Source organism: Pseudomonas sp. R3-52-08 (assembly GCF_003851745.1).
Lineage (GTDB): Bacteria > Pseudomonadota > Gammaproteobacteria > Pseudomonadales > Pseudomonadaceae > Aquipseudomonas.
Genome location: NZ_CP027730.1, coordinates 516997 through 537606, shown reverse-complemented (window position 1 = coordinate 537606; position 20610 = coordinate 516997). Strand labels below are relative to the sequence as shown.

Below are 20610 nucleotides of genomic sequence, written 5' to 3'. Positions count from 1 at the left end.
TTTTTTGCCCGTTTGTTGTATACATAGGACAGGCTTGTACACCTTCCGTCACTTCGACTGCAGAAACGCCCTGCGTGGCCGATAACAGGGTTATAGCACTTAGCCTTCATCCTCTCTTGTCAGTGCGTGCCGCATGATGCAACCTTGCCGCAGGCAACAGTAAAGAGGGCGTGAGCCCGGCGCCGTGCGCATTTTTCCAAGCGAGTTTCCCCCATGAAAAGCCAACCCGATGTCGCCCGAACGGCGGCCGAGGTAGTGACGCAATTACCGGTGCCTTCGCGCCTCGGTATGCTGCGTTTCGAGCGGCTTAATGAGGCAAGCTGGGCGCTGCTCTACCTCGACCCCAATTGCGAACGCCAATTCGGCCTGCCGGCGGTCGAGCTCTGTGCCCTCATCGGCACGCCGTACGCCAGCCTGATGGAGCCCCAGGCACGCTATCAACTGCACGACGCGATCCAGCAGCAACTGACCCTCAGCCCCCACTACCTGGTGCGCTACACCCTGCACACCAACGATGGCCCGCTGAGCCTGCTGGAAATGGGCGAGGCCTACAAACAACACAATCGCCACCTGCTGCGCGGCTACCTGATGGTGGTTGATGGCCTGTTCAGCGAAATTCCCGCCACGGTGCCGACCGCCGACCTGGAAAACCAGAACAGCCGCCTGCAAATCGCCCTGGAACTCAACCAGCGCGCGCAACAGGAACAACTGCAGCACCTGGAGCGGGTGCGCGCCCAGCAGGAGTTGATCCTGCTCCTGGCCCGCCAACGCTACACCACACCCAATTCGCTGCAAGAAGCCGCCGAACTGATCACCCGCAGCGCCTGCGACATCTACCAGATTGATTGCGCCAGCATCTGGAACCTGGAAGGCCAGCGCCTGGTGCCGATTTCGGCTTATCACCGCGCCGATCAGCAATACCATTTGCCCGAAGCGATTGACGCCAGTTGCTTCCCCGATTACCTCGAAGCCCTGCACAGCAGCCGCGCGATCGATGCCACCAATGCCCTGCGCGACCCGCGTACGCGGGAAATGGCCGAAAGCCTGTTCGCCAAGGATATCCACGCCATGCTCGACGCGAGCATCCGGGTGGATGGCCAGGTCGTCGGCGTGCTGTGCCTGGAGCAAAGCGGCAGTTCGCGTGCCTGGCAGTCCGATGAAATCGCCTTTGCCGGCGAGTTGGCGGACCAGTTCGCCCAGGTCATCAACAACCACAACCGCCGCACCGCCACCAGCGCTCTGCACCTGTTCCAGCGTGCCGTGGAACAAAGTGCCAACGCCTTTCTGCTGGTCAATTGCGATGGCGTGGTGGAGTACGTCAACCCAAGTTTTACCGCGATCACCCAATACAGCGCCGAAGAGGTGCACGGCCACCGCCTGGCGCAGTTGCCGGCCCTGGAGAACCTCAGCGAGTTGCTGTTCGATGCGCCGTCGAGCCTGGCCAAGAGCAACAGCTGGCAAGGTGAATTCAAAAGCCGACGCAAAAACCTCGAACCCTACTGGGGCCAGCTGTCGATTTCCAAGGTGTATGGCGACAACCGTGAGTTGACCCACTACATCGGCATCTACGAAGACATCACCCAGACCAAGCTGGCGCAACAGCGCATCGAACGCCTGGCCTACACCGACAACCTGACCAACCTGGGCAACCGCCCGGCCTTCATCCGCAACCTCGACGAGCGCTTTGCCCGCGACAGCGACAGCCCGATCAGCCTGCTGCTGGTGGACATCGACAACTTCAAGCGCATCAACGACAGCCTCGGGCACCAGACCGGGGACAAGCTGCTGATCAGCCTGGCCCGTCGTCTACGCAACAGCCTGAGCAGCGGCGGCAGCCTGGCGCGCTTTGCCAGTAACGAGTTTGCGGTGTTGCTGGACGATGCCGACCTGGAGACCGGCCAGCAGGTCGCCAGCCAGTTGCTGGCCACCCTCGACAAGCCGATGTTCGTCGACAACCAATTGATCAGCGTGACCGGCTCCGTAGGCCTGGCCTGCGCACCGCTGCACGGCCGCGACCCGCAGACCCTGATGCGCAACGCCGGTTTGGCCCTGCACAAGGCCAAGGCCAACGGCAAACACCAGGTGCAGGTGTTTACCGAAGCCCTGAATGCCGAAGCGAGCTACAAACTGTTTGTGGAAAACAACCTGCGCCGCGCCCTGACCCAGAACGAGCTTGATGTGTTCTACCAGCCCAAGCTGTGCCTGCGCAGTGGCCGCCTGTTGGGTATGGAAGCGTTGTTGCGCTGGAACCATCCGGAAAAGGGCATGATCCGCCCCGACCAGTTCATCAGCGTGGCCGAAGAGACCGGCTTGATCATCCCCATCGGCAAATGGATCGCGCGCCAGGCGTGCCGCATGAGTCGGCAGTTGACGGCGGCGGGCCTGGGTAATCTGCAGGTCGCGATCAATCTGTCGCCCAAACAGTTTTCCGACCCGGACCTGGTGGCCTCGATCGCCACGATTCTCAAGGAAGAACAGCTGCCGGCCAATCTCCTGGAGCTGGAGCTGACCGAAGGCCTGCTGCTGGAGGCCACCGAAGACACGCGCCTGCAACTGGACCAACTGAAGAGCTTTGGCCTGACCCTGGCCATGGACGACTTCGGCACCGGTTATTCGTCGCTGAGCTACTTGAAAAAATTCCCCATCGACATCATTAAGATCGACCGGAGCTTTATCCACGAAATCCCGGCTAACCAGGACGACATGGAAATCACCTCGGCGGTCATCGCCATGGCCCACAACCTCAAGCTCAAGGTGGTGGCCGAAGGCATCGAGACCGCCGCGCAATTGGCGTTCCTGCGCCGGCATCGGTGCGACGTGGGCCAGGGCTACCTGTTCGACCGGCCAATCCCCGGCGCAGAGCTGCTGGAGAAGCTTAAACGCTACCCACGCGGGCCAATCGCCTGACAGCGCTGTAACACTCGGGCACACTGGCTGTCTGACAATTTACTGCTAATCAACCTGACGAGAGGACTGATCATGGTCTTGCGCTCGGAAATTCTGGTGAACAAAAACGTGCTGCCTACTCAAGAACAAGCTCTGCCTGGCCGTGAAACCCCGATGAACCTGCCGGAGACGCATTTCGTCAACGGCAACCCGCTGCTGGGCCCGTTTACCGACGACGTCGGTTTTGCGATCTTCGGCCTCGGCTGCTTCTGGGGCGCAGAGCGCAAGTTCTGGCAGCGCGACGGCGTGGTCAGCACCGTGGTCGGCTATGCTGGCGGCTTCACGCCGAACCCGACCTACGAAGAAGTCTGCTCAGGCCTGACCGGCCACAGCGAAGTGGTGCTGGTGGTGTATGACCAGGCCAAAGTGAAATACGAAGACTTGCTGAAGATGTTCTGGGAACTGCACAACCCGACCCAGGGCATGCGCCAGGGCAACGATATCGGCAGCCAATACCGCTCGGTGATCTATGCCACCACGCCGGAGCAGTTGGCGGCAGCCAAAGCCAGTGCCGAGGCTTATCAGCAAGAGCTGACCAAGGCCGGCCTGGGCGAGATCACCACCGAAATCGACGAAGCACCGACGGTTTACTTCGCCGAGGCGTATCACCAGCAGTACCTGGCGAAGAATCCCCAGGGTTATTGCGGCATCGGCGGCACCGGCGTGACCTGCCCGATATAAAGGGGCAACACAGCTCAAAATGTGGGAGGGGGCTTGCCCCCGATTGCGGTGTATCAGTGACAGATGTACTGACTGACACTCCGCTATCGGGGGCAAGCCCCCTCCCACACTGGTTTTGTGTTTGGCTTGAGATAAAGCTATTCAGCGATGAGCCAATCCAACCCACGCAATTCCTCTTCCGGACAGACCCGCCCGATCTGAAGAACGACACAAAACAAAATGTGGGAGGGGGCTTGCCCCGATGCGGTGTATCAGTGACAAATGTACTGACTGACACTCCGCTATCGGGAGCAAGCCCCCTCCCACACTGGTTTTGTGTTTGGCTTGAGATAAAGCTATTCAGCGATGAGCCAATCCAACCCACGCAATTCCTCTTCCGGACAGACCCGCCCGATCTGAAGAACGACACAAAACAAAATGTGGGAGGGGGCTTGCTCCCGATGCGGTGTATCAGTGACAAATGTACTGACTGACACTCCGCTATCGGGAGCAAGCCCCCTCCCACACTGGTTTTGTGTTTGGCTTGAGATAAAGCTATTCAGCGATGAGCCAATCCAACCCACGCAATTCCTCTTCCGGACAGACCCGCCCGATCTGAAGAACGACACAAAACAAAATGTGGGAGGGGGCTTGCCCCGATGCGGTGTATCAGTGACAAATGTACTGACTGACACTCCGCTATCGGGGGCAAGCCCCCTCCCACATTGGGTCCTGTGTTTGGCTTGAGATAGGCTATTCAGCGATGAGCCAATCCATCTGCCACCCGCCCTGGGTCTGGCCCAGTTGCCTGGACAGCCACGGCAGCAATTCACGCAGCTCCTCTTCCAGGCCCCACGGCGGGTTGGCAATTGCCAGGCCTGAGCCGGTCAGGGTGTTGGGCGTGTCCAGCGGATGCACCAGCAGCTCTACGCGCAACAGTTTCGGCGCACCGGTGCCGGCCAGGTCCTGGTAGAAGCGGCGCAACATGCGCGGGTCTTTCACCGGATACCAGATCGCCGCGACCGTCTGGCGCATGCGGCTGACGGCCTCCTTGAGAGACGCCGCGCAACGCTGCATTTCATCGAGCTTTTCAAACGGTGGATCGATCAGCATCAGCGCGCGTTTTTCCGGCACCGGCAACAAGGCACGCGGCACATGCCAGCCTTCGCCCAGGTGCACCTTGACCCGACGATCACCCTTCATGTTGTCCTTGAGCAACACGCCGTCTTCCGGGTGCTTTTCGTTGAGCAATACGCGGTCCTGGGGGCGTGTCAGGCGCCGCGCCAGCTCCGGCGAGCCTGGGTAGTAGCGCAACTGGCCATCCGGATTCATCTCGTGGAGCACGCGCATGTAATCGGCCGTGAGCGGCGGCAGGTCGTTTGCGCCCCACAGGCGGGCGATGCCTTCCAGGTATTCACCGGTGCGGTTGGCCTGGTCACCCTGCAGGTCGTACAGGCCGATGCCGGCATGGGTATCGAGGTAGGCGAACGGCTGCTCCTTGCGCGACATCAAGGCGATGAGACGGGTCAAGGTCAGGTGTTTGAAGACATCGGCGTGGTTGCCGGCGTGAAAGGCGTGACGATAATTCATGGTTGCTCCTGCGCAGGGGGCGAAGTTTACCTTCTACCGGCGCAAAGGTGCAGGGCCGCATGGCGGCTGGTGTTTTTGTTAACTCAACTGCGTAGCGAGGTAATCGGCCAGCGCTGCATGGTTGATCCCCGGCCTGCGCGCGAGCCAGGTGAGCTTGTGCCGCAACGTGCTCGGCGTGAAGGCGGCATACAGATCGGGACGCTGCTCTTGCAGCCATTGCAACAGGTTGCCGACCAGTACCTGCGGGGACTGCTCAGCCAGATGCTCGAGCAATGGCGCACGCACTCGCCACCAGGGCCAGGGCTTGGCAGGGGTGATCGGGTCAGTCGCCACCGTCAGCGGCTGACCATTGATCAAATAACGCCCAAACACCGGCAAGACCTTCCCCGCCTCGTCACCCAATTGCTGCCACATCGGCTGAAACTGAGCGCCATCCCAGAAGCGTAGAAACACCGCCTGGTCATTGGGCATAAACACCTTGGTCATGCTTTGCAGATGGGCGATCACGGTGTCCAGCGCGCTGGAGGATACCGCCAACCAACCCCAATCGGTGGCGTGCGCGGTGGCTACCCAATCGAGAAACGCGCTGCCCGGCTCGACAATGCCCACGTAAGGCATCACCTCGTCCCAATGGGCGTAGGCCGTACCCGCCCAGATCGCTCGCGGCAGCGGCCCTACCATCAGGGTTTGCCAGGCGACGAGCGGTTTGGCGGCGCTGGCATTGCCCAGCACTGCAAAGATGCGCTCATCGCCGCGCAAGGGAAACTGTGCCAACCAGGTGCCAGGATCCATGAGTGCCTGCATCAGGAAGCCCTCCGCGCATGATCGGTGATATCGCACTGCCCGCCCCGACAACGCTCGCACTCTTCGCAAAACGGCGCGCTGCGTTTCAGGCTGGCGACTTGCACAGGGCTCAGGGGGAGCGGGATAACTGCCAGTACCGTCTCCTTCAAACCGGGCGTCAACGGCGCCGCCGCAGGTGCTGGCGCCCCGCCGAGCTGGATTGGCACACTGCTGAAAATCCCGCCCGCCGAAATCGTGATTGACTGCCCTCCCGCCTGAATCGTAACGCTGGCCCCCGCATCGATGACGATGCTCTGCCCGGCGCCAATCTGAATGGTCCTGCCAGCCCGCATCTGCTGCGAGCCGCCGACCATCAGATGATCATCCTGCTTGAGCTCGGTCAGGCGGTTGCCATGAGTAATGCGCTGCTCTTCGCCGTGCAACTCATGGTGCGACTCGCCGCCAACCTTCACCCGACGCCTGTTATCAACCTGCACCTGCTGGTCGTGCAATACGTGCTGGGTCCAATCACGCTGGGCACGCAGGTAGATTTCTTCGGCGCCCTTGCGGTCTTCGATGCGCAGCTCGCTGTAGCCGCCACCGCCGGGCGTGCTCTGGCTGCGAAAGATGCTGCGGGTCTTGTCCGCCGGCAGATCGAGGGGCACCGATGTCGCGGCATTGGGCAGGCAGCCCATCACCAGCGGCATATCCGGGTCGCCATTAATGAAGCCCACCAGCACTTCCATGCCGACCCTGGGAATCAGCACCGTGCCATAACGGTCATGGGCCCAACCACTGGCGACTCGCAGCCAGCAACTGGACTGATCAGTCCGCTCGTCAGCACGGTCCCAGGCCATTTGCACCTTCACCCGGCCGTATTCATCGCAGTGAATTTCGCTGTCGACGGGCCCGGTAACCACCGCGCTCTGATAGCCGGACACACTTGGGCGGGGTATTTCAGGCAAAGGGGGGCGAAACATGACATCCCATGGAGCGGCAATGAATGTGTTGCGATAACCCTGACGAAAATCTCCGCCGGCGAGGTCTGTGACAGCCTCCTCCAACACCTGGGGTTGCATACCTTCATGACTCACTTGCGTCACCAACCACAACGCATTCCAGTCCTCACGCTGATGCCCGCTCAGTCTGAGGAAGCGGCCGCTGACCAATCCAGGCTCATCACCCGAGCCATGCGCCAGCCGATAGTCACTGCGATGGCGCTCCAGCCCACGCTGTGCGAGGTATTTGCCATGGGGACGCTCGCTGAAATGGCCGGGGAAGAATTGCTGCTCAAGAGTGGGAAGTTGCTCGCCGGTAGCTGCACTTTCCAGCTCAAGGCGCGGTTTACGAAAATCGTAATCGCGCAGGTTCACCGATGTGGTGCGCGTTTCCAGCTGCACGGCAAACCGCTTGATCGCCGGGGTCTGCGCAACCATTCCGGAACCCGGCATATACGGGGTCGGTTGATCCGTTTGGGCGAACACAGTCTGGTCATCGCCAAACACCAGCAGGTGCTGTTCGGCCGAATGTTGGAAGTGATAGTGAATGCCCTGCTCGGCACACAGGCGCTGAACGAATGCCAGGTCGGTTTCAGCAAACTGCACGCAATACTCGCGTTCGGGGTAAGTACCGCTCAGGCGAAACTCGAATTGATCGCTCTGGATGCCCTGCCCCGTCAACACCAGCGCCACAATCTGCGGCACCGTCTTGTGCTGGAAGATACGTTGGTGGCTGCTGTGTTTCAGGTAGGCCAAGTGCGGCACAAGGCTGAACTGATAGCGCGTAAGGCGCCGCCCGGAATCACCCTGTGCTACCCGGTAAACCAGGCCATGCACACCATGGCCCTGATCATCGAAACCGAGGTACGCCGGGTGATGCAGCAGGTTCTCAAGGTCCAGGTCGGGCTGCTCGCAGACCAACTCAAGGTCAAAACGATAGGGCTGGCTGAGCGCTTCGTTACCCTTGAAGCTGTAGACCCTGAGGTCACTGGCAACCCCATCCAGGGTCAGGGTAAACGCGGTTTGATTGGCAGGAGCGAACATCCGGTGTTTCTCTGCAGAAAAATAGGCGACCGATTCTGCACCACTGTTGCTCCCTGCTGAGCAGGCCCGAGGAAAATCAGTAAAACCCTACACGCGAACGTCGGAATCCTCTTCGGAGCGTCGTAAATCACAGGCAAAAAAAGGCCCGCCATCCGTAGGACGCGGGCCTTTTTGTTAACTCATCGAGCGCCCAGCGCCCGGTGAATTACTTATTGAGGTTGTAATCTTTTTCTGCGGCATCAAAGCGCTCGACCATACCGGCAGTCGGTGCACCCATCTTGCTCACGAAGTAGATCGCCAGGCTGGCGAAGATGAAGCCTGGGATGATTTCGTACAGGCCCAGCACTTCGAAGTGTTTCCACACGATTACGGTGATCGCGCCGACCAGGATGCCGGCCAGTGCGCCGTTGCGGGTCATGTTTTTCCAAATCACCGAGATCAGCACCACAGGCCCGAACGCGGCGCCGAAACCGGCCCAGGCGTAGCTGACCAGGCCCAGTACACGGTTTTCCGGGTTGGCGGCCAGGGCGATGGCGATCAAGGCCACCGCCAGCACCATGATCCGACCGACCCATACCAGTTCAAGCTGGGACGCACCCTTGCGCAGGAATGCCTTGTAGAAATCTTCGGTCAGGGCGCTGGAGCACACCAGCAATTGGCAGCTCAGGGTACTCATGACAGCCGCCAGGATGGCCGACAGCAATACACCGGCAATCCATGGGTTGAACAGGATCTTGGCCAGTTCGATAAACACGCGCTCAGGGTTTTCGGTCACGGGACCGGCCACCTCAGGATGCGCCGAGAAGTAAGCGATGCCGAAGAAGCCCACCGCCACGGTGCCGCCCAGGCACAGGATCATCCAGGTCATGGAGATGCGACGCGCGTTGGCAATCGACTTCACCGAATCCGCCGCCATGAACCGCGCGAGAATGTGCGGCTGGCCGAAGTAACCCAGACCCCAGCCCATCAGCGAGATAACGCCGATGAAGGTGGTGTTTTTCAGCATGTCGAAGCTGGTCGGGTCCTTGGCTTCGATGGCCAGGAAAGTGGTGTCCACGCCGCCGGTCGCCAGCAGTACGATGATCGGCGTCAGGATCAACGCGAAGATCATCAGTGTGGCTTGCACGGTATCGGTCCAACTGACCGCCAGGAAACCGCCAATAAAGGTGTAGGCAATGGTCGCTGCGGCACCGGCCCACAGTGCAGTCTCGTAGGACATGCCGAAGGTGCTTTCGAACAGACGGGCACCGGCCACGATGCCGGACGCGCAGTAAATGGTGAAGAACACCAGGATCACCACAGCGGAGATGATCCGCAGCAGCCCGCTTTTATCTTCGAAGCGGCTGGAGAAGTAATCCGGCAGGGTCAGGGCGTCGCCGTTGTGTTCGGTCTGCACCCGCAGGCGGCCGGCCACGAACAGCCAGTTGAGGTAGGCACCGACGATCAGGCCGATAGCAATCCAGCTTTCCGACAAGCCCGACATGTAGATCGCGCCCGGCAGGCCCATCAACAACCAGCCGCTCATATCGGAAGCGCCGGCGGACAAAGCGGTCACCACGCTACCGAGGCTGCGACCGCCCAGGATGTAATCGGAAAGGTTATTGGTGGAGCGATAGGCCATCAAGCCGATCAGTACCATTGCTGCGATGTAGATCACGAACGTGATCAGGGTGGGATTACTAACGCTCATAGAAGTGACGCCCTGGCTTTGTTTTTATGTAGCGACGGTCTGTCAGCCCGCTACCGGTGGTTAACCGGGTAAACGAAGCTGCTTGCCGCGCATTTATGACTGGCGTTTCCCCAGGAAAGCCGCCAGCCGATGAACCGACCTGTGGAAGTGGTTGCACCTTGGTGCGCGAATGCTATTCAACAAAGCAAATAAGGTGCAACCAGTTTCTCGCGAATAAGTTGCACCTACGCGGATTTCAGGACAAACACCGGTTTTTTGCTCCTTTTCGGAGCAAGAACACTCTATCTCAGAATGAAATGCACCATCAAAGCGCCGATTCGGTAGAAGGCCGGATTTTTTCCGATCAACCGTCGAAAATTTCATGAACAAAAAAGGTTGCACCCGGTTGCACCTCATCATGGGCAAAGCTAATCTTGCCGCCAGCAGATGCCACTCGGTAGTGGCACCCATGAGGATAACAAAATGGCTACGACCACCCTTGGGGTCAAACTCGACGACCCGACCCGCGAGCGCCTGAAGGCTGCCGCGTCCTCCATTGATCGCACGCCGCACTGGCTGATCAAACAGGCAATTTTCAATTACCTGGAGAAACTCGAGGGTGGTGCAACCCTTTCCGAGCTTAACGGTTCGGGCAGCAAGGATGCCGACGACGCCGGCGAAGTCCAGCATGACCACGCCCACCAGTGCTTCCTTGAGTTCGCCGAGAGCATCCTGCCGCAATCTGTACTGCGCGCCTCGATCACCGCCGCTTACCGTCGCCCTGAGCCGGAAGTGGTGCCAATGCTGATCGAGCGGGCGCGCCTGCCGGTAGACATGGCCGAAGCCACCAACAAGCTGGCCGCCACGATTGCCGAAAAATTGCGCAACCAGAAAAGCGCTGGCGGCCGTGCCGGTATCGTTCAGGGCCTGCTGCAGGAATTTTCCCTGTCGTCCCAGGAAGGCGTGGCGCTGATGTGCCTGGCCGAAGCGCTGCTGCGCATCCCGGACAAAGGCACGCGCGATGCACTGATCCGCGACAAGATCAGCACCGGCAACTGGCACCCGCACTTGGGCAACAGCCCGTCGCTGTTCGTCAATGCTGCTACCTGGGGGCTGCTGTTGACCGGCAAACTGGTCGCGACCCATAACGAAGCAGGCTTGACCTCGTCCCTGAGCCGCATCATCGGCAAAAGCGGCGAGCCGATGATCCGCAAGGGCGTCGACATGGCCATGCGCCTGATGGGTGAACAGTTCGTCACCGGCGAAACCATCGCCGAAGCCCTGGCCAACGCGAGCAAGTTCGAAGCCAAGGGTTTCCGCTATTCCTACGACATGCTCGGGGAAGCCGCCCTCACCGAACACGACGCCCAGAAGTACCTGGCTTCGTATGAACAAGCCATTCACTCCATCGGCAAAGCGTCCCACGGCCGTGGGATCTATGAAGGCCCAGGCATCTCCATCAAGCTCTCCGCCCTGCACCCGCGTTACAGCCGCGCGCAGTACGAGCGGGTGATGGACGAGCTGTACCCGCGCCTGTTGTCGCTGACCCTGTTGGCCAAGCAATACGACATCGGCCTGAACATCGATGCCGAAGAAGCCGACCGCCTCGAGTTGTCCCTGGACCTGCTCGAGCGCCTGTGCTTCGAACCGCAACTGACCGGCTGGAACGGTATCGGTTTCGTGATCCAGGCCTACCAGAAGCGTTGCCCGTATGTGATCGACTACGTGATCGACCTGGCACGCCGCAGCCGCCACCGCCTGATGATCCGTCTGGTCAAAGGCGCGTACTGGGACAGCGAAATCAAGCGCGCCCAGGTTGAAGGCCTGGAAGGCTACCCTGTGTACACCCGCAAGGTGTACACCGACGTTTCCTACATTGCCTGCGCACGCAAACTGCTGTCGGTGCCGGAAGCCATCTACCCGCAGTTCGCCACGCACAACGCCCATACGTTGTCGGCCATCTATCACATTGCCGGTCAGAACTATTACCCCGGCCAGTACGAGTTCCAATGCCTGCACGGCATGGGCGAACCGCTGTACGAACAGGTGGTGGGCAAGGTCTCCGAAGGCAAGCTGAACCGTCCGTGCCGTGTGTACGCACCGGTCGGCACTCACGAAACACTGCTGGCGTACCTGGTACGTCGCCTGCTGGAAAACGGTGCGAACACCTCGTTCGTCAACCGCATCGCCGATCACTCCATCTCGATTCAGGAGCTGGTGGCCGATCCAGTGGCGAACATCGAGCAGATGGCGACGGTGGAAGGCGGCTTCGGCCTGCCGCACCCGCGTATCCCACTGCCGCGTGACCTGTACGGCAGCGACCGCGCCAACTCGGCCGGTATCGACCTGGCCAACGAGCATCGCCTGGCATCGCTGTCCTGCGCCCTGCTGGCCACCGCTCACAACAACTGGAAAGCCGCGCCGATGCTCGGTTGCGCCGCCAGCGAACAACCGGCTGCAGCGGTGCTGAACCCGTCCGACGTGCGCGATGTGGTCGGTCACGTTCAGGAGGCCACCGTCGAAGACGTCGACAACGCCATCCAGTGCGCCATCAGCGCCGCGCCGATCTGGCAGGCCACTCCGCCCGCCGAACGCGCCGCGATCCTGGAGCGCGCCGCCGACCTGATGGAAGGCGAGATCCAGCCACTGATGGGCCTGCTGGCCCGTGAAGCCGGCAAGACCTTCGCCAACGCCATCGCTGAAGTGCGCGAAGCCGTGGACTTCCTGCGCTACTACGCGGTGCAGGCGCGTAACGATTTCACCAACGACGCCCACCGCCCATTGGGTCCGGTGGTGTGCATCAGCCCGTGGAACTTCCCGCTGGCGATCTTCAGCGGCCAGGTGGCGGCGGCATTGGCTGCCGGTAACCCGGTGCTGGCCAAACCCGCCGAACAAACCCCGTTGGTCGCCGCCCAGGCCGTGCGCATCCTGCTCGAAGCCGGCATTCCGCAAGGCGTGCTGCAATTGCTGCCGGGCCAGGGCGAGAGCGTCGGTGCCCGCCTGGTCGGTGATGAACGCGTCAAAGGCGTGATGTTCACCGGCTCCACCGAGGTTGCACGCTTGCTGCAACGCAATGTCGCCGGTCGCCTGGATGCCCAGGGCCGTCCGATTCCGCTGATCGCCGAAACCGGTGGCCAGAACGCGATGATCGTGGATTCCTCGGCGCTCACCGAACAGGTGGTGATTGACGTGGTGTCGTCGGCCTTCGACAGCGCCGGCCAACGTTGCTCGGCCCTGCGCGTGTTGTGCCTGCAGGAAGATTCGGCAGACCGTGTCATCGAAATGCTCAAGGGCGCCATGGCGGAATGCCGCCTGGGCAACCCGGAACGCCTGTCGGTGGATATCGGCCCGGTGATCGACGCCGAAGCCAAGGCTGGTATCGAGAAACACATCCAGGCCATGCGCGACAAAGGCCGCAACGTTTACCAGGTGGCGATTGCCGATGGCGAAGAGATCAAGCGTGGCACCTTCGTGATGCCCACCCTGATCGAGCTGGAAAGCTTCGACGAGCTGCAACGCGAAATCTTCGGCCCGGTGCTGCACGTAGTGCGCTACAAGCGCAAAGAGATCGACCAGCTCATCGGCCAGATCAATGCCTCCGGCTACGGCCTGACCCTGGGCGTGCACACCCGCATCGACGAGACCATCGCCAAGGTGATCGACAACGTCAATGCAGGTAACGTCTACGTCAACCGTAACATCGTGGGTGCCGTGGTGGGCGTGCAGCCGTTCGGCGGCGAAGGCCTGTCGGGTACCGGCCCGAAAGCCGGTGGCCCGCTGTACCTGTACCGCCTGCTGTCGACTCGTCCTACCGATGCGATCGAGCAATCCTTCGTACGTGGCGACGCATTGACTGCACCGGACGTGCGCCTGCGCGACGCCATGAGCCAACCGCTGACCGCGTTGAAAACCTGGGCCGACAGCCACAACTTCAGCGAACTGAGCGCCCTGTGCAGCCAATTCGCCGCCCAGTCGCAAAGCGGTATCACCCGCCAACTGGCCGGCCCGACCGGCGAGCGCAACAGCTATGCGATCCTGCCGCGTGAACACGTGCTGTGCCTGGCGGAAGTGGAAGGTGACCTGCTGACCCAACTCGCTGCGGTATTGGCGGTAGGCGGTTCTGCGGTATGGCCGGAAACCGAGCTGACCAAGGCCGTGTTCCTACGCCTGCCGAGAGATATTCAGGCGAAGATCAAGCGCGTGGCCGACTGGACCAAGGACGACGTGGTGTTCGACGCTGTCCTGCATCACGGTGATTCCGACCAACTGCGTGCGGTGTGCCAGCAAGTGGCGCAGCGAGGTGGGGCGATTGTTGGGGTGCATGGTTTGTCCCAAGGTGAGACATCCATTGCCCTGGAGCGGTTGGTGATCGAGCGGGCGTTGAGCGTTAACACCGCTGCTGCCGGCGGTAATGCGAGCCTGATGACCATCGGTTAACGGCAAACAGCAGCTTCAAGTCTGATCGTTCCCACGCTCCGCGTGGGAATGCAGCTCAAGGACGCTCTGCGTCCAGAAGCGTGACGCGGAGCGTCAAGAGAGGCGTTTCCACGCAGAGCGTGGGAACGATCTTAAACACACTGCTATCGGGGGTAAGCCCCCTCCCACATTTGGCCTCATTTCAATTCCCTGCCTGCGTTTTGCTCCTCCATCACCCAGATCAATCTTGCTATCCAGCTTCTATTCGCGCACTTAGACTCGGGCCATTCCTCCAAAGGTAAGCCGCCATGTCCGAGACGCTGCTCAGTTCCCGCAATCTGGCTTTCGAGCTATATGAAGTCCTCGATGCCGAGGGCCTGACCCAGCGCGAGCGGTTTGCCGAGCACAATCGCGAAACCTTCGACGCCGCCATCAGCACAGCGCGCAACATTGCCGAAAAGTACTTCGCGCCTCACAACCGCAAGAACGATGAAAACGAACCGCGTTACGAAGACGGTAAGGCGATTCTGATTCCGGAAGTGAAACCGGCGGTGGATGCTTTCCTGGAAGCCGGTTTCCTCAATGCCGCCCGCAGCTTCGAAGCCGGTGGCATGCAGTTGCCGACCCTGCTGTCCCAGGCCTGCTTCGCTCACTTCCAATCCGCCAACGCGGCATCAACGTCCTACCCGTTCCTGACCATGGGCGCCGCCAACCTGATCGAAAGCTTCGGCACCGAGGAGCAGAAACAGCGCTTCCTGCAACCGATGATCGAAGGCCGCTTCTTCGGCACCATGGCCTTGACCGAGCCGCACGCTGGCTCATCCCTGTCGGATATTCGTACCCGCGCGGAGCCTGCAGCTGACGGCAGCTATCGCCTGAAGGGCAACAAGATCTTCATCTCCGGCGGCGACCATCCGCTGTCGGAAAACATCGTGCATATGGTGCTGGCCAAGCTGCCCGACGCACCGGCCGGGGTGAAGGGCATTTCGTTGTTTATCGTGCCCAAATTCCTGGTCAACGCTGACGGCAGCCTGGGCGAGCGCAACGATGTACTGCTGGCCGGGCTGTTTCACAAGATGGGCTGGCGCGGCACGACGTCCACAGCACTCAATTTTGGCGATAACGGCAACTGTGTCGGCTATCTGGTGGGCAAACCGCACCAGGGCCTGAGTTGCATGTTCCAGATGATGAACGAGGCACGGATCGGCGTCGGCATGGGCGCGGTGATGCTCGGTTACGCGGGCTATCTCTACTCGTTGGAATACGCCCGCGAACGTCCGCAAGGCCGCCTGCCGGACAGCAAAGACCCAAGCACCGCACCGGTGTCGATCATCCAGCACGCCGATATCAAACGTATGCTGCTGACCCAAAAAGCCTACGTGGAAGGCGCCTTCGACCTGGGCCTGTACGCCGCACGCCTGTTCGACGACACCACCACCCTGCCAGGTGAAACCGAACGCAAACAAGCCCACGAGTTGTTGGACCTGCTGACCCCCATCGTCAAATCCTGGCCGTCGGAGTTCTGCCTCAAGGCCAACGAACTGGCGATCCAGATTCTCGGCGGCCATGGCTATACCCGCGAGTACCCGGTCGAGCAGTACTACCGCGATAACCGCCTGAATCCGATCCACGAAGGCACCCATGGCATCCAGTCCCTGGACCTGCTTGGGCGTAAGTTGGCGCAGAACGGCGGGGCCGGCCTCAAGCAATTGATTCGACTGATCGCCGAGACAGGTGCTCGGGCGCAGCCATACCCAACGCTCAACGCGCTGAGGGAACCGCTGGAGCAATTGGTCAATCGCCTGCAAAAGGTCACCCTGGGCCTGCTGAGCGATCTCGCCCAGGGCAAGGTCAACAGCAGCCTGGCGAACTCGGCGCTGTACCTGAAAGTGTTCGGGCACACGGTAATTGGCTGGCGCTGGCTGGAACAGGCGATTCGCGCCGAAGAAGGGCTGGCCAAGGGCAACGCGGCCGATGTGGCCTTCTATAAAGGCAAGCTCCAGGCCGCCCGGTACTTCCTGACATGGGAAGTACCAAGCTGCCATCATGAACTGGCGATTCTGGAGGCACGCGACGATACGTGCCTGGGCATGCAGGATGCGTGGTTCTAAGGCTGGATCGCCTTGGAAATCACCTCGACCGTGGCGCTGACTTGCTCTTGGTAACGGTCGAGTTCCTGTTGATGGGCCTGCTGCATTTCGATCTGCTCGGCGCACAGGTTCAGCGCGGCCAATACCAATAATTTGTCACCAATGAGGGTCGGGTACTTTTTCTTGGTCGTGGCCAGGGAAGCCTTGAGCATGGTCACGGCGTGCATCAGGGTCTGGTCTTCCCCGGCCGGCGCCTTGATCGAGTAATCCTCACCGAGAATCGAAACGACCTTTATCCCTTCATTCATGCGCTGACAGGCCCTGCGCTCACACGCTCAACCAACGCCTGGATGCGGGCAGCGGTGGCGCCATGCTTTTCTTCCTGTTCCATCAGGTTCAGTTGCAGGCTGTCGTTTTCATCCTTGGCCTGGGCCAGCTGCGCCTTGAGGGATTCGTTGCTGCTCAGCAGGTCCTGGTTCTGCTGTACCAGGTCGTTGACCAGTTGTTCCAGTTGGCTGAGGGATGCTTCTAACATTTTGATTTCTCGGGCTTTTTAAAAGGGCGGTGACGATAAAGAAAATTCACCTCGGATGCCAGGGTTATCCCCGGCGCGCAGCCCGATGTTCAAGGGCCGGGCCGCGCTTTCGAGCCTTAGTGACTGTAATTACCCAATCTGGTTCCTGAATCCGTGCAACCCCTGGTCAGCTGCGACAAAAGCGCGCGCCCCCTTAAGACTTTAGTCGCAGAGCCGATACGCGATGCACACCCCGTCTCATGGCCGCACGGATCGCGCTTCTCCCCAGGATTCCAGCATGTCTCTTCGTAATATGAATATCGCCCCGAGGGCTTTCCTCGGCTTCGCGTTTATCGGCGCGTTGATGTTGTTTCTGGGCGTGTTCGCCCTGAACCAGATGAGCAAGATCCGCTCAGCCACCGAAGACATCACCCTGTCCAGCGTGCCAAGCATCCGCGCCCTCGACGAATTCACTCAGCTGACCTTGCGCCTGCGCGTGTTGTCGTACCGCTTGCTCACCAACCGCGAGCCGGAAGTACAGCAGAAAACCCTGGAAGCCTTCGACGTGCGCAACCAGCAGATCCGCACCGCCCAGGGCGTATATGAAAAGCTGATCGAGAGCCGCGAAGAACGCGCGACCTACGATGAATACGTGCGGTTACTGGCCCAGTACCATCAGATCGAAGAGCGCATGAAAAGCCTGTCCCGGGCCAACCAGGTCGACGAATTGCGCGCCCTGCTCAACACCGAACTGCTGAACAACTCCGAGCAGGTCAACGCGGTGCTCAGCCGCCTGCTGGAAATCAACAACAGCATGGCCCTGGACACCAACCAGCAGGCCGAAGACCAGTACGATCTGGCTTTCAACATGGTCGTGGGCCTGCTGGTGATCGCCACCGCGCTGACCCTGTTGTTCGCCTGGCTGCTGACCCGCAGCATCACCGTGCCGATTTCCCAAGCGCTGGAAGCGGCCGAAGAAGTGGCCGAAGGCAACCTCACGCGCCCGATCAAAGTCGAGGGCAACGATGAGGCCGGCCGCCTGCTCGCCGCCATGGCCAAGATGCAGGACAAACTGCGCGACACCCTGCAACGCATCGCCGGCTCCGCCACGCAACTGGCGTCGGCCGCCGAAGAGCTCAACGCCGTCACCGACGAAAGCGCGCGTGGCCTGACCCAGCAGAACAATGAGATCGAACAGGCCGCCACCGCGGTGAACGAAATGACCAGCGCGGTCGAGGAAGTCGCGCGCAATGCCGTGAGCACCTCCGAAGCCTCGCGCAACGCCACCACCTCGGCCGGTGATGGCCGTGACCTGGTACAGGAAACCGTCAGCGCCATCGAACGCATGAGCGGCGACGTGCAAGCTACCGCGACCTTGATCGGTGAGTTGGCCAATGAATCCCGCGATATCGGCAAAGTGCTGGACGTGATCCGTGGCCTGGCCGACCAGACCAACCTGCTGGCCCTCAACGCGGCCATCGAAGCGGCGCGGGCTGGTGAGGCCGGGCGTGGTTTTGCGGTAGTGGCGGACGAGGTACGCGCGTTGGCCCATCGCACCCAGCAGTCCACCAGCGAGATCGAGCGCATGATCGGCAGCATCCAGGCCGGCACCGAGCATGCGGTGGATTCGATGCGCAACAGCACTGAGCGCGCCGAATCCACGCTGAACATCGCCAAGGGCGCAGGGATGTCGCTGGATACCATCAACACGGCAATTGTCGAGATCAACGAGCGCAACCTGGTGATCGCCAGTGCAGCGGAAGAACAGGCGCAGGTCGCGCGGGAAGTCGACCGTAACCTGGTGAATATCCGCGATCTGTCGGTGCAATCGGCGACAGGCGCCAGCCAGACCAGCGCGGCGAGCAGCGAGTTGTCGCGCCTGGCAGTGGACCTCAACGGCATGGTGGGCCGCTTCCGGCTGTAAAAATGTGGGAGGGGGCTTGATCGTTCCCACGCTCCGCGTGGGAATGCCTCAGGTGACGCTTTGCGTCACGACGTCAAGAGCGGACGCGAAGCGTCCAATGAGGCGTTCCCACGCTGAGCGTGGGAACGATCTTTTGACAGCGCAGCAATTCAACAGGTTAGAATCCCTGGCACGCAGACTGCATGGTCAGTTTGCGCCCTGTCTTTCCCTGCTCTGGAGTACTGCCTTTGAATGCGACGACCATCAACAGCCTGTTCTTGATCGGCGCGTTGCTGGTGAGTGCGAGCATTCTGGTGAGTTCTCTGTCGTCGCGCCTGGGCATCCCGATCCTGGTGATCATCCTGGCCGTGGGCATGATCGCCGGCGTCGATGGCGGCGGCATCATCTTCGATAACTACCCGACCGCCTACCTGGTGGGCAACCTGGCGCTGGCCGTGATCCTGCTCGACGGCGGTTTGCGCACGCGGGTGGCGAGTTTCCGCGTGGCACTCTGGCCTGCGTTGTCCCTGGCCACGGTGGGCGTGTTGATCACCACCGGCCTCACTGGCATGGCCGCGGCCTGGCTGTTCGACCTCAACATCGTGCAGGGCTTGCTGATCGGCGCCATTGTTGGTTCCACGGACGCCGCAGCCGTGTTCTCGCTGCTGGGCGGCAAGGGCTTGAACGAACGGGTGACCGCCAGCCTGGAAATCGAATCCGGCAGCAACGACCCGATGGCGGTGTTCCTCACCGTGACCCTGATCGACATGCTCGCCAGCGGCCAGACCGGCCTGCATTGGAGCCTGCTGACCCATCTGATCCGCGAGTTCGGCATCGGCGGCCTGGTCGGCCTGGGCGGCGGCTGGCTGATGCTGCAGATGGTCAACCGCATCAACCTGGCCACCGGCCTGTACCCGATCTTGGTGATCGCCGGCGGCCTGTTCGTCTTCGCGCTGACCAACGCCTTGCACGGCAGTGGCTTTCTCGCCGTGTACCTGTGCGGCCTGGTGATCGGCAACCGTCCGGTGCGCAGCCGTCATGGCATCCTGCATATGCTCGACGGCATGGCCTGGCTGGCGCAGATCGGCATGTTCCTGGTGCTGGGCCTCTTGGTCACGCCCCATGACTTGCTGCCGATCGCCCTGCCAGCACTGGGCTTGGCGCTGTGGATGATCCTGTTTGCACGGCCGCTGTCGGTGATGGTCGGCCTGTTGCCCTTCAAGGCGTTCCACGGCCGGGAAAAAGCCTTTATCGCCTGGGTCGGCCTGCGCGGCGCGGTGCCGATCATCCTCGCGGTGTTCCCGCTGATGGCCGGCCTGCCCCATGCCCAGCTGTATTTCAACCTGGCGTTCTTTATCGTACTGGTGTCGCTGCTGGTGCAGGGCACCAGCCTGCCGTGGGTGGCCAAGTTGCTGAAAGTCACCGTACCGCCGGACCCGGCGCCGATTTCCCGCGCCGCCCTGGAAGTGCACGTCACCAGCGAGTGGGAGCTGTTCGTCTACCGCCTGGGCGCAGAGAAATGGTGCATCGGCGCCGCCCTGCGCGAGTTGAAAATGCCCGAGGGCACGCGAATCGCGGCACTGTTCCGTGGCCAGCAACTGCTCCACCCGTCGGGTAGTACGGTGCTGGAAGTCGATGATTTGCTCTGCGTCATCGGCCATGAACATAACTTGTCGGCCCTGGGCAAACTGTTCAGCCAGGCGCCGCAACGCGGCCTCGACCTGCGCTTCTTCGGCGACTTCGTACTCGAAGGCGACGCCCAGCTCGGCGCGGTATCGGCCTTGTACGGGCTCAAGCTCGAGGGTATCGACCCGGACATGCCGTTGAGCCGCTTCATCACTCAGAAAGTCGGCGGCGCGCCGGTGGTGGGCGACCAGGTGGAGTGGAACAACACCATCTGGACCGTCGCGGTCATGGACGGGAACAAGATTGGCAAAGTCGGCGTCAGATTCCCCGAAGGAAGTCGCCCGGGCCCCGGGCTCTTCCTCTAAACTGCG

Annotated in this window: 12 protein-coding genes and 1 pseudogene; 7 read left to right on the top strand and 6 right to left on the bottom strand. The window is 61.1% G+C overall.

What is annotated here, in order from left to right:
- The first annotated feature begins 213 nt into the window (after window positions 1–213).
- Together C4J91_RS02295 and msrA are read left to right on the top strand one after the other, a co-directional pair.
- A complete protein-coding gene (locus C4J91_RS02295) occupies window positions 214–2907 on the top strand; it encodes a bifunctional diguanylate cyclase/phosphodiesterase (protein WP_124360965.1) in 2694 nt (897 codons plus the stop codon).
- Between the two features lie 72 nt (window positions 2908–2979).
- Window positions 2980–3627: a peptide-methionine (S)-S-oxide reductase MsrA gene (msrA, locus tag C4J91_RS02290; RefSeq protein ID WP_124360964.1), complete on the top strand. Its 648-nt coding sequence runs from the start codon at window positions 2980–2982 to the stop codon at window positions 3625–3627.
- 732 nt (window positions 3628–4359) lie between these two features.
- On the opposite strand, the gene C4J91_RS02285 is transcribed toward msrA, so the two are convergent.
- The 4 genes from C4J91_RS02285 to putP all read right to left on the bottom strand — a co-directional run bounded on the left by C4J91_RS02285 (window position 4360) and on the right by putP (window position 9711).
- Complete coding sequence (locus tag C4J91_RS02285) at window positions 4360–5196, bottom strand: 23S rRNA (adenine(2030)-N(6))-methyltransferase RlmJ (protein WP_124360963.1); 837 nt, start codon at window positions 5194–5196, stop codon at window positions 4360–4362.
- A 78-nt stretch (window positions 5197–5274) separates the two neighbouring features.
- Complete coding sequence (locus C4J91_RS02280; RefSeq protein WP_124360962.1) at window positions 5275–6000, bottom strand: DUF4123 domain-containing protein; 726 nt, start codon at window positions 5998–6000, stop codon at window positions 5275–5277.
- Window positions 6000–8021, bottom strand: a complete 2022-nt coding sequence (locus C4J91_RS02275; protein ID WP_124360961.1) for a type VI secretion system tip protein VgrG — start codon at window positions 8019–8021, stop codon at window positions 6000–6002. The genes C4J91_RS02280 and C4J91_RS02275 overlap by 1 nt, the downstream gene beginning before the upstream one ends.
- A gap of 205 nt (window positions 8022–8226) precedes the next feature.
- Complete coding sequence (gene putP / locus C4J91_RS02270) at window positions 8227–9711, bottom strand: sodium/proline symporter PutP (protein ID WP_124360960.1); 1485 nt, start codon at window positions 9709–9711, stop codon at window positions 8227–8229.
- 462 nt (window positions 9712–10173) lie between these two features.
- On the opposite strand from putP, the gene putA reads away from it, so the two are divergent.
- Window positions 10174–14127, top strand: coding sequence for a trifunctional transcriptional regulator/proline dehydrogenase/L-glutamate gamma-semialdehyde dehydrogenase (gene putA, locus C4J91_RS02265; RefSeq protein WP_124360959.1), 3954 nt, complete (start codon window positions 10174–10176; stop codon window positions 14125–14127).
- A gap of 287 nt (window positions 14128–14414) precedes the next feature.
- On the top strand, window positions 14415–16217 hold the full coding sequence (locus C4J91_RS02260; protein WP_124360958.1) for an acyl-CoA dehydrogenase: 1803 nt from the start codon (window positions 14415–14417) through the stop codon (window positions 16215–16217).
- Here the strand turns inward: C4J91_RS02260 and C4J91_RS02255 are convergent.
- Both C4J91_RS02255 and C4J91_RS02250 read right to left on the bottom strand, forming a co-directional pair.
- Window positions 16214–16504, bottom strand: a complete 291-nt coding sequence (locus C4J91_RS02255) for a cell division protein ZapA (protein WP_057724383.1) — start codon at window positions 16502–16504, stop codon at window positions 16214–16216. The genes C4J91_RS02260 and C4J91_RS02255 overlap by 4 nt on opposite strands.
- On the bottom strand, window positions 16501–16731 hold the full coding sequence (locus C4J91_RS02250) for a hypothetical protein (protein ID WP_124360957.1): 231 nt from the start codon (window positions 16729–16731) through the stop codon (window positions 16501–16503). Before C4J91_RS02250 ends, C4J91_RS02255 begins: the two co-directional genes overlap by 4 nt.
- A gap of 223 nt (window positions 16732–16954) precedes the next feature.
- On the opposite strand from C4J91_RS02250, the pseudogene C4J91_RS28045 reads away from it, so the two are divergent.
- The 3 genes and pseudogenes from C4J91_RS28045 to C4J91_RS02240 all read left to right on the top strand — a co-directional run.
- Window positions 16955–17731 (top strand): annotated as a pseudogene (locus tag C4J91_RS28045) (MCP four helix bundle domain-containing protein); the annotation flags it as partial.
- 30 nt (window positions 17732–17761) lie between these two features.
- Window positions 17762–18634: a methyl-accepting chemotaxis protein gene (locus tag C4J91_RS28040; RefSeq protein WP_371850830.1), complete on the top strand. Its 873-nt coding sequence runs from the start codon at window positions 17762–17764 to the stop codon at window positions 18632–18634.
- A 227-nt stretch (window positions 18635–18861) separates the two neighbouring features.
- Window positions 18862–20604, top strand: a complete 1743-nt coding sequence (locus tag C4J91_RS02240) for a potassium/proton antiporter (protein WP_124360955.1) — start codon at window positions 18862–18864, stop codon at window positions 20602–20604.
- The last annotated feature ends 6 nt before the right edge of the window (window positions 20605–20610 follow it).

Bases quoted from the DNA above. Each gene is read 5' to 3' on its own strand.
- C4J91_RS02295 (WP_124360965.1), top strand. From the start codon at position 214: ATGAAAAGCCAACCCGATGTCGCCCGAACGGCGGCCGAGGTAGTGACG.
- msrA (WP_124360964.1), top strand. From the start codon at position 2,980: ATGGTCTTGCGCTCGGAAATTCTGGTGAACAAAAACGTGCTGCCTACT.
- C4J91_RS02285 (WP_124360963.1), bottom strand. From the start codon at position 5,196: ATGAATTATCGTCACGCCTTTCACGCCGGCAACCACGCCGATGTCTTC.
- C4J91_RS02280 (WP_124360962.1), bottom strand. From the start codon at position 6,000: ATGCAGGCACTCATGGATCCTGGCACCTGGTTGGCACAGTTTCCCTTG.
- C4J91_RS02275 (WP_124360961.1), bottom strand. From the start codon at position 8,021: ATGTTCGCTCCTGCCAATCAAACCGCGTTTACCCTGACCCTGGATGGG.
- putP (WP_124360960.1), bottom strand. From the start codon at position 9,711: ATGAGCGTTAGTAATCCCACCCTGATCACGTTCGTGATCTACATCGCA.
- putA (WP_124360959.1), top strand. From the start codon at position 10,174: ATGGCTACGACCACCCTTGGGGTCAAACTCGACGACCCGACCCGCGAG.
- C4J91_RS02260 (WP_124360958.1), top strand. From the start codon at position 14,415: ATGTCCGAGACGCTGCTCAGTTCCCGCAATCTGGCTTTCGAGCTATAT.
- C4J91_RS02255 (WP_057724383.1), bottom strand. From the start codon at position 16,504: ATGAATGAAGGGATAAAGGTCGTTTCGATTCTCGGTGAGGATTACTCG.
- C4J91_RS02250 (WP_124360957.1), bottom strand. From the start codon at position 16,731: ATGTTAGAAGCATCCCTCAGCCAACTGGAACAACTGGTCAACGACCTG.
- C4J91_RS28040 (WP_371850830.1), top strand. From the start codon at position 17,762: ATGGCCAAGATGCAGGACAAACTGCGCGACACCCTGCAACGCATCGCC.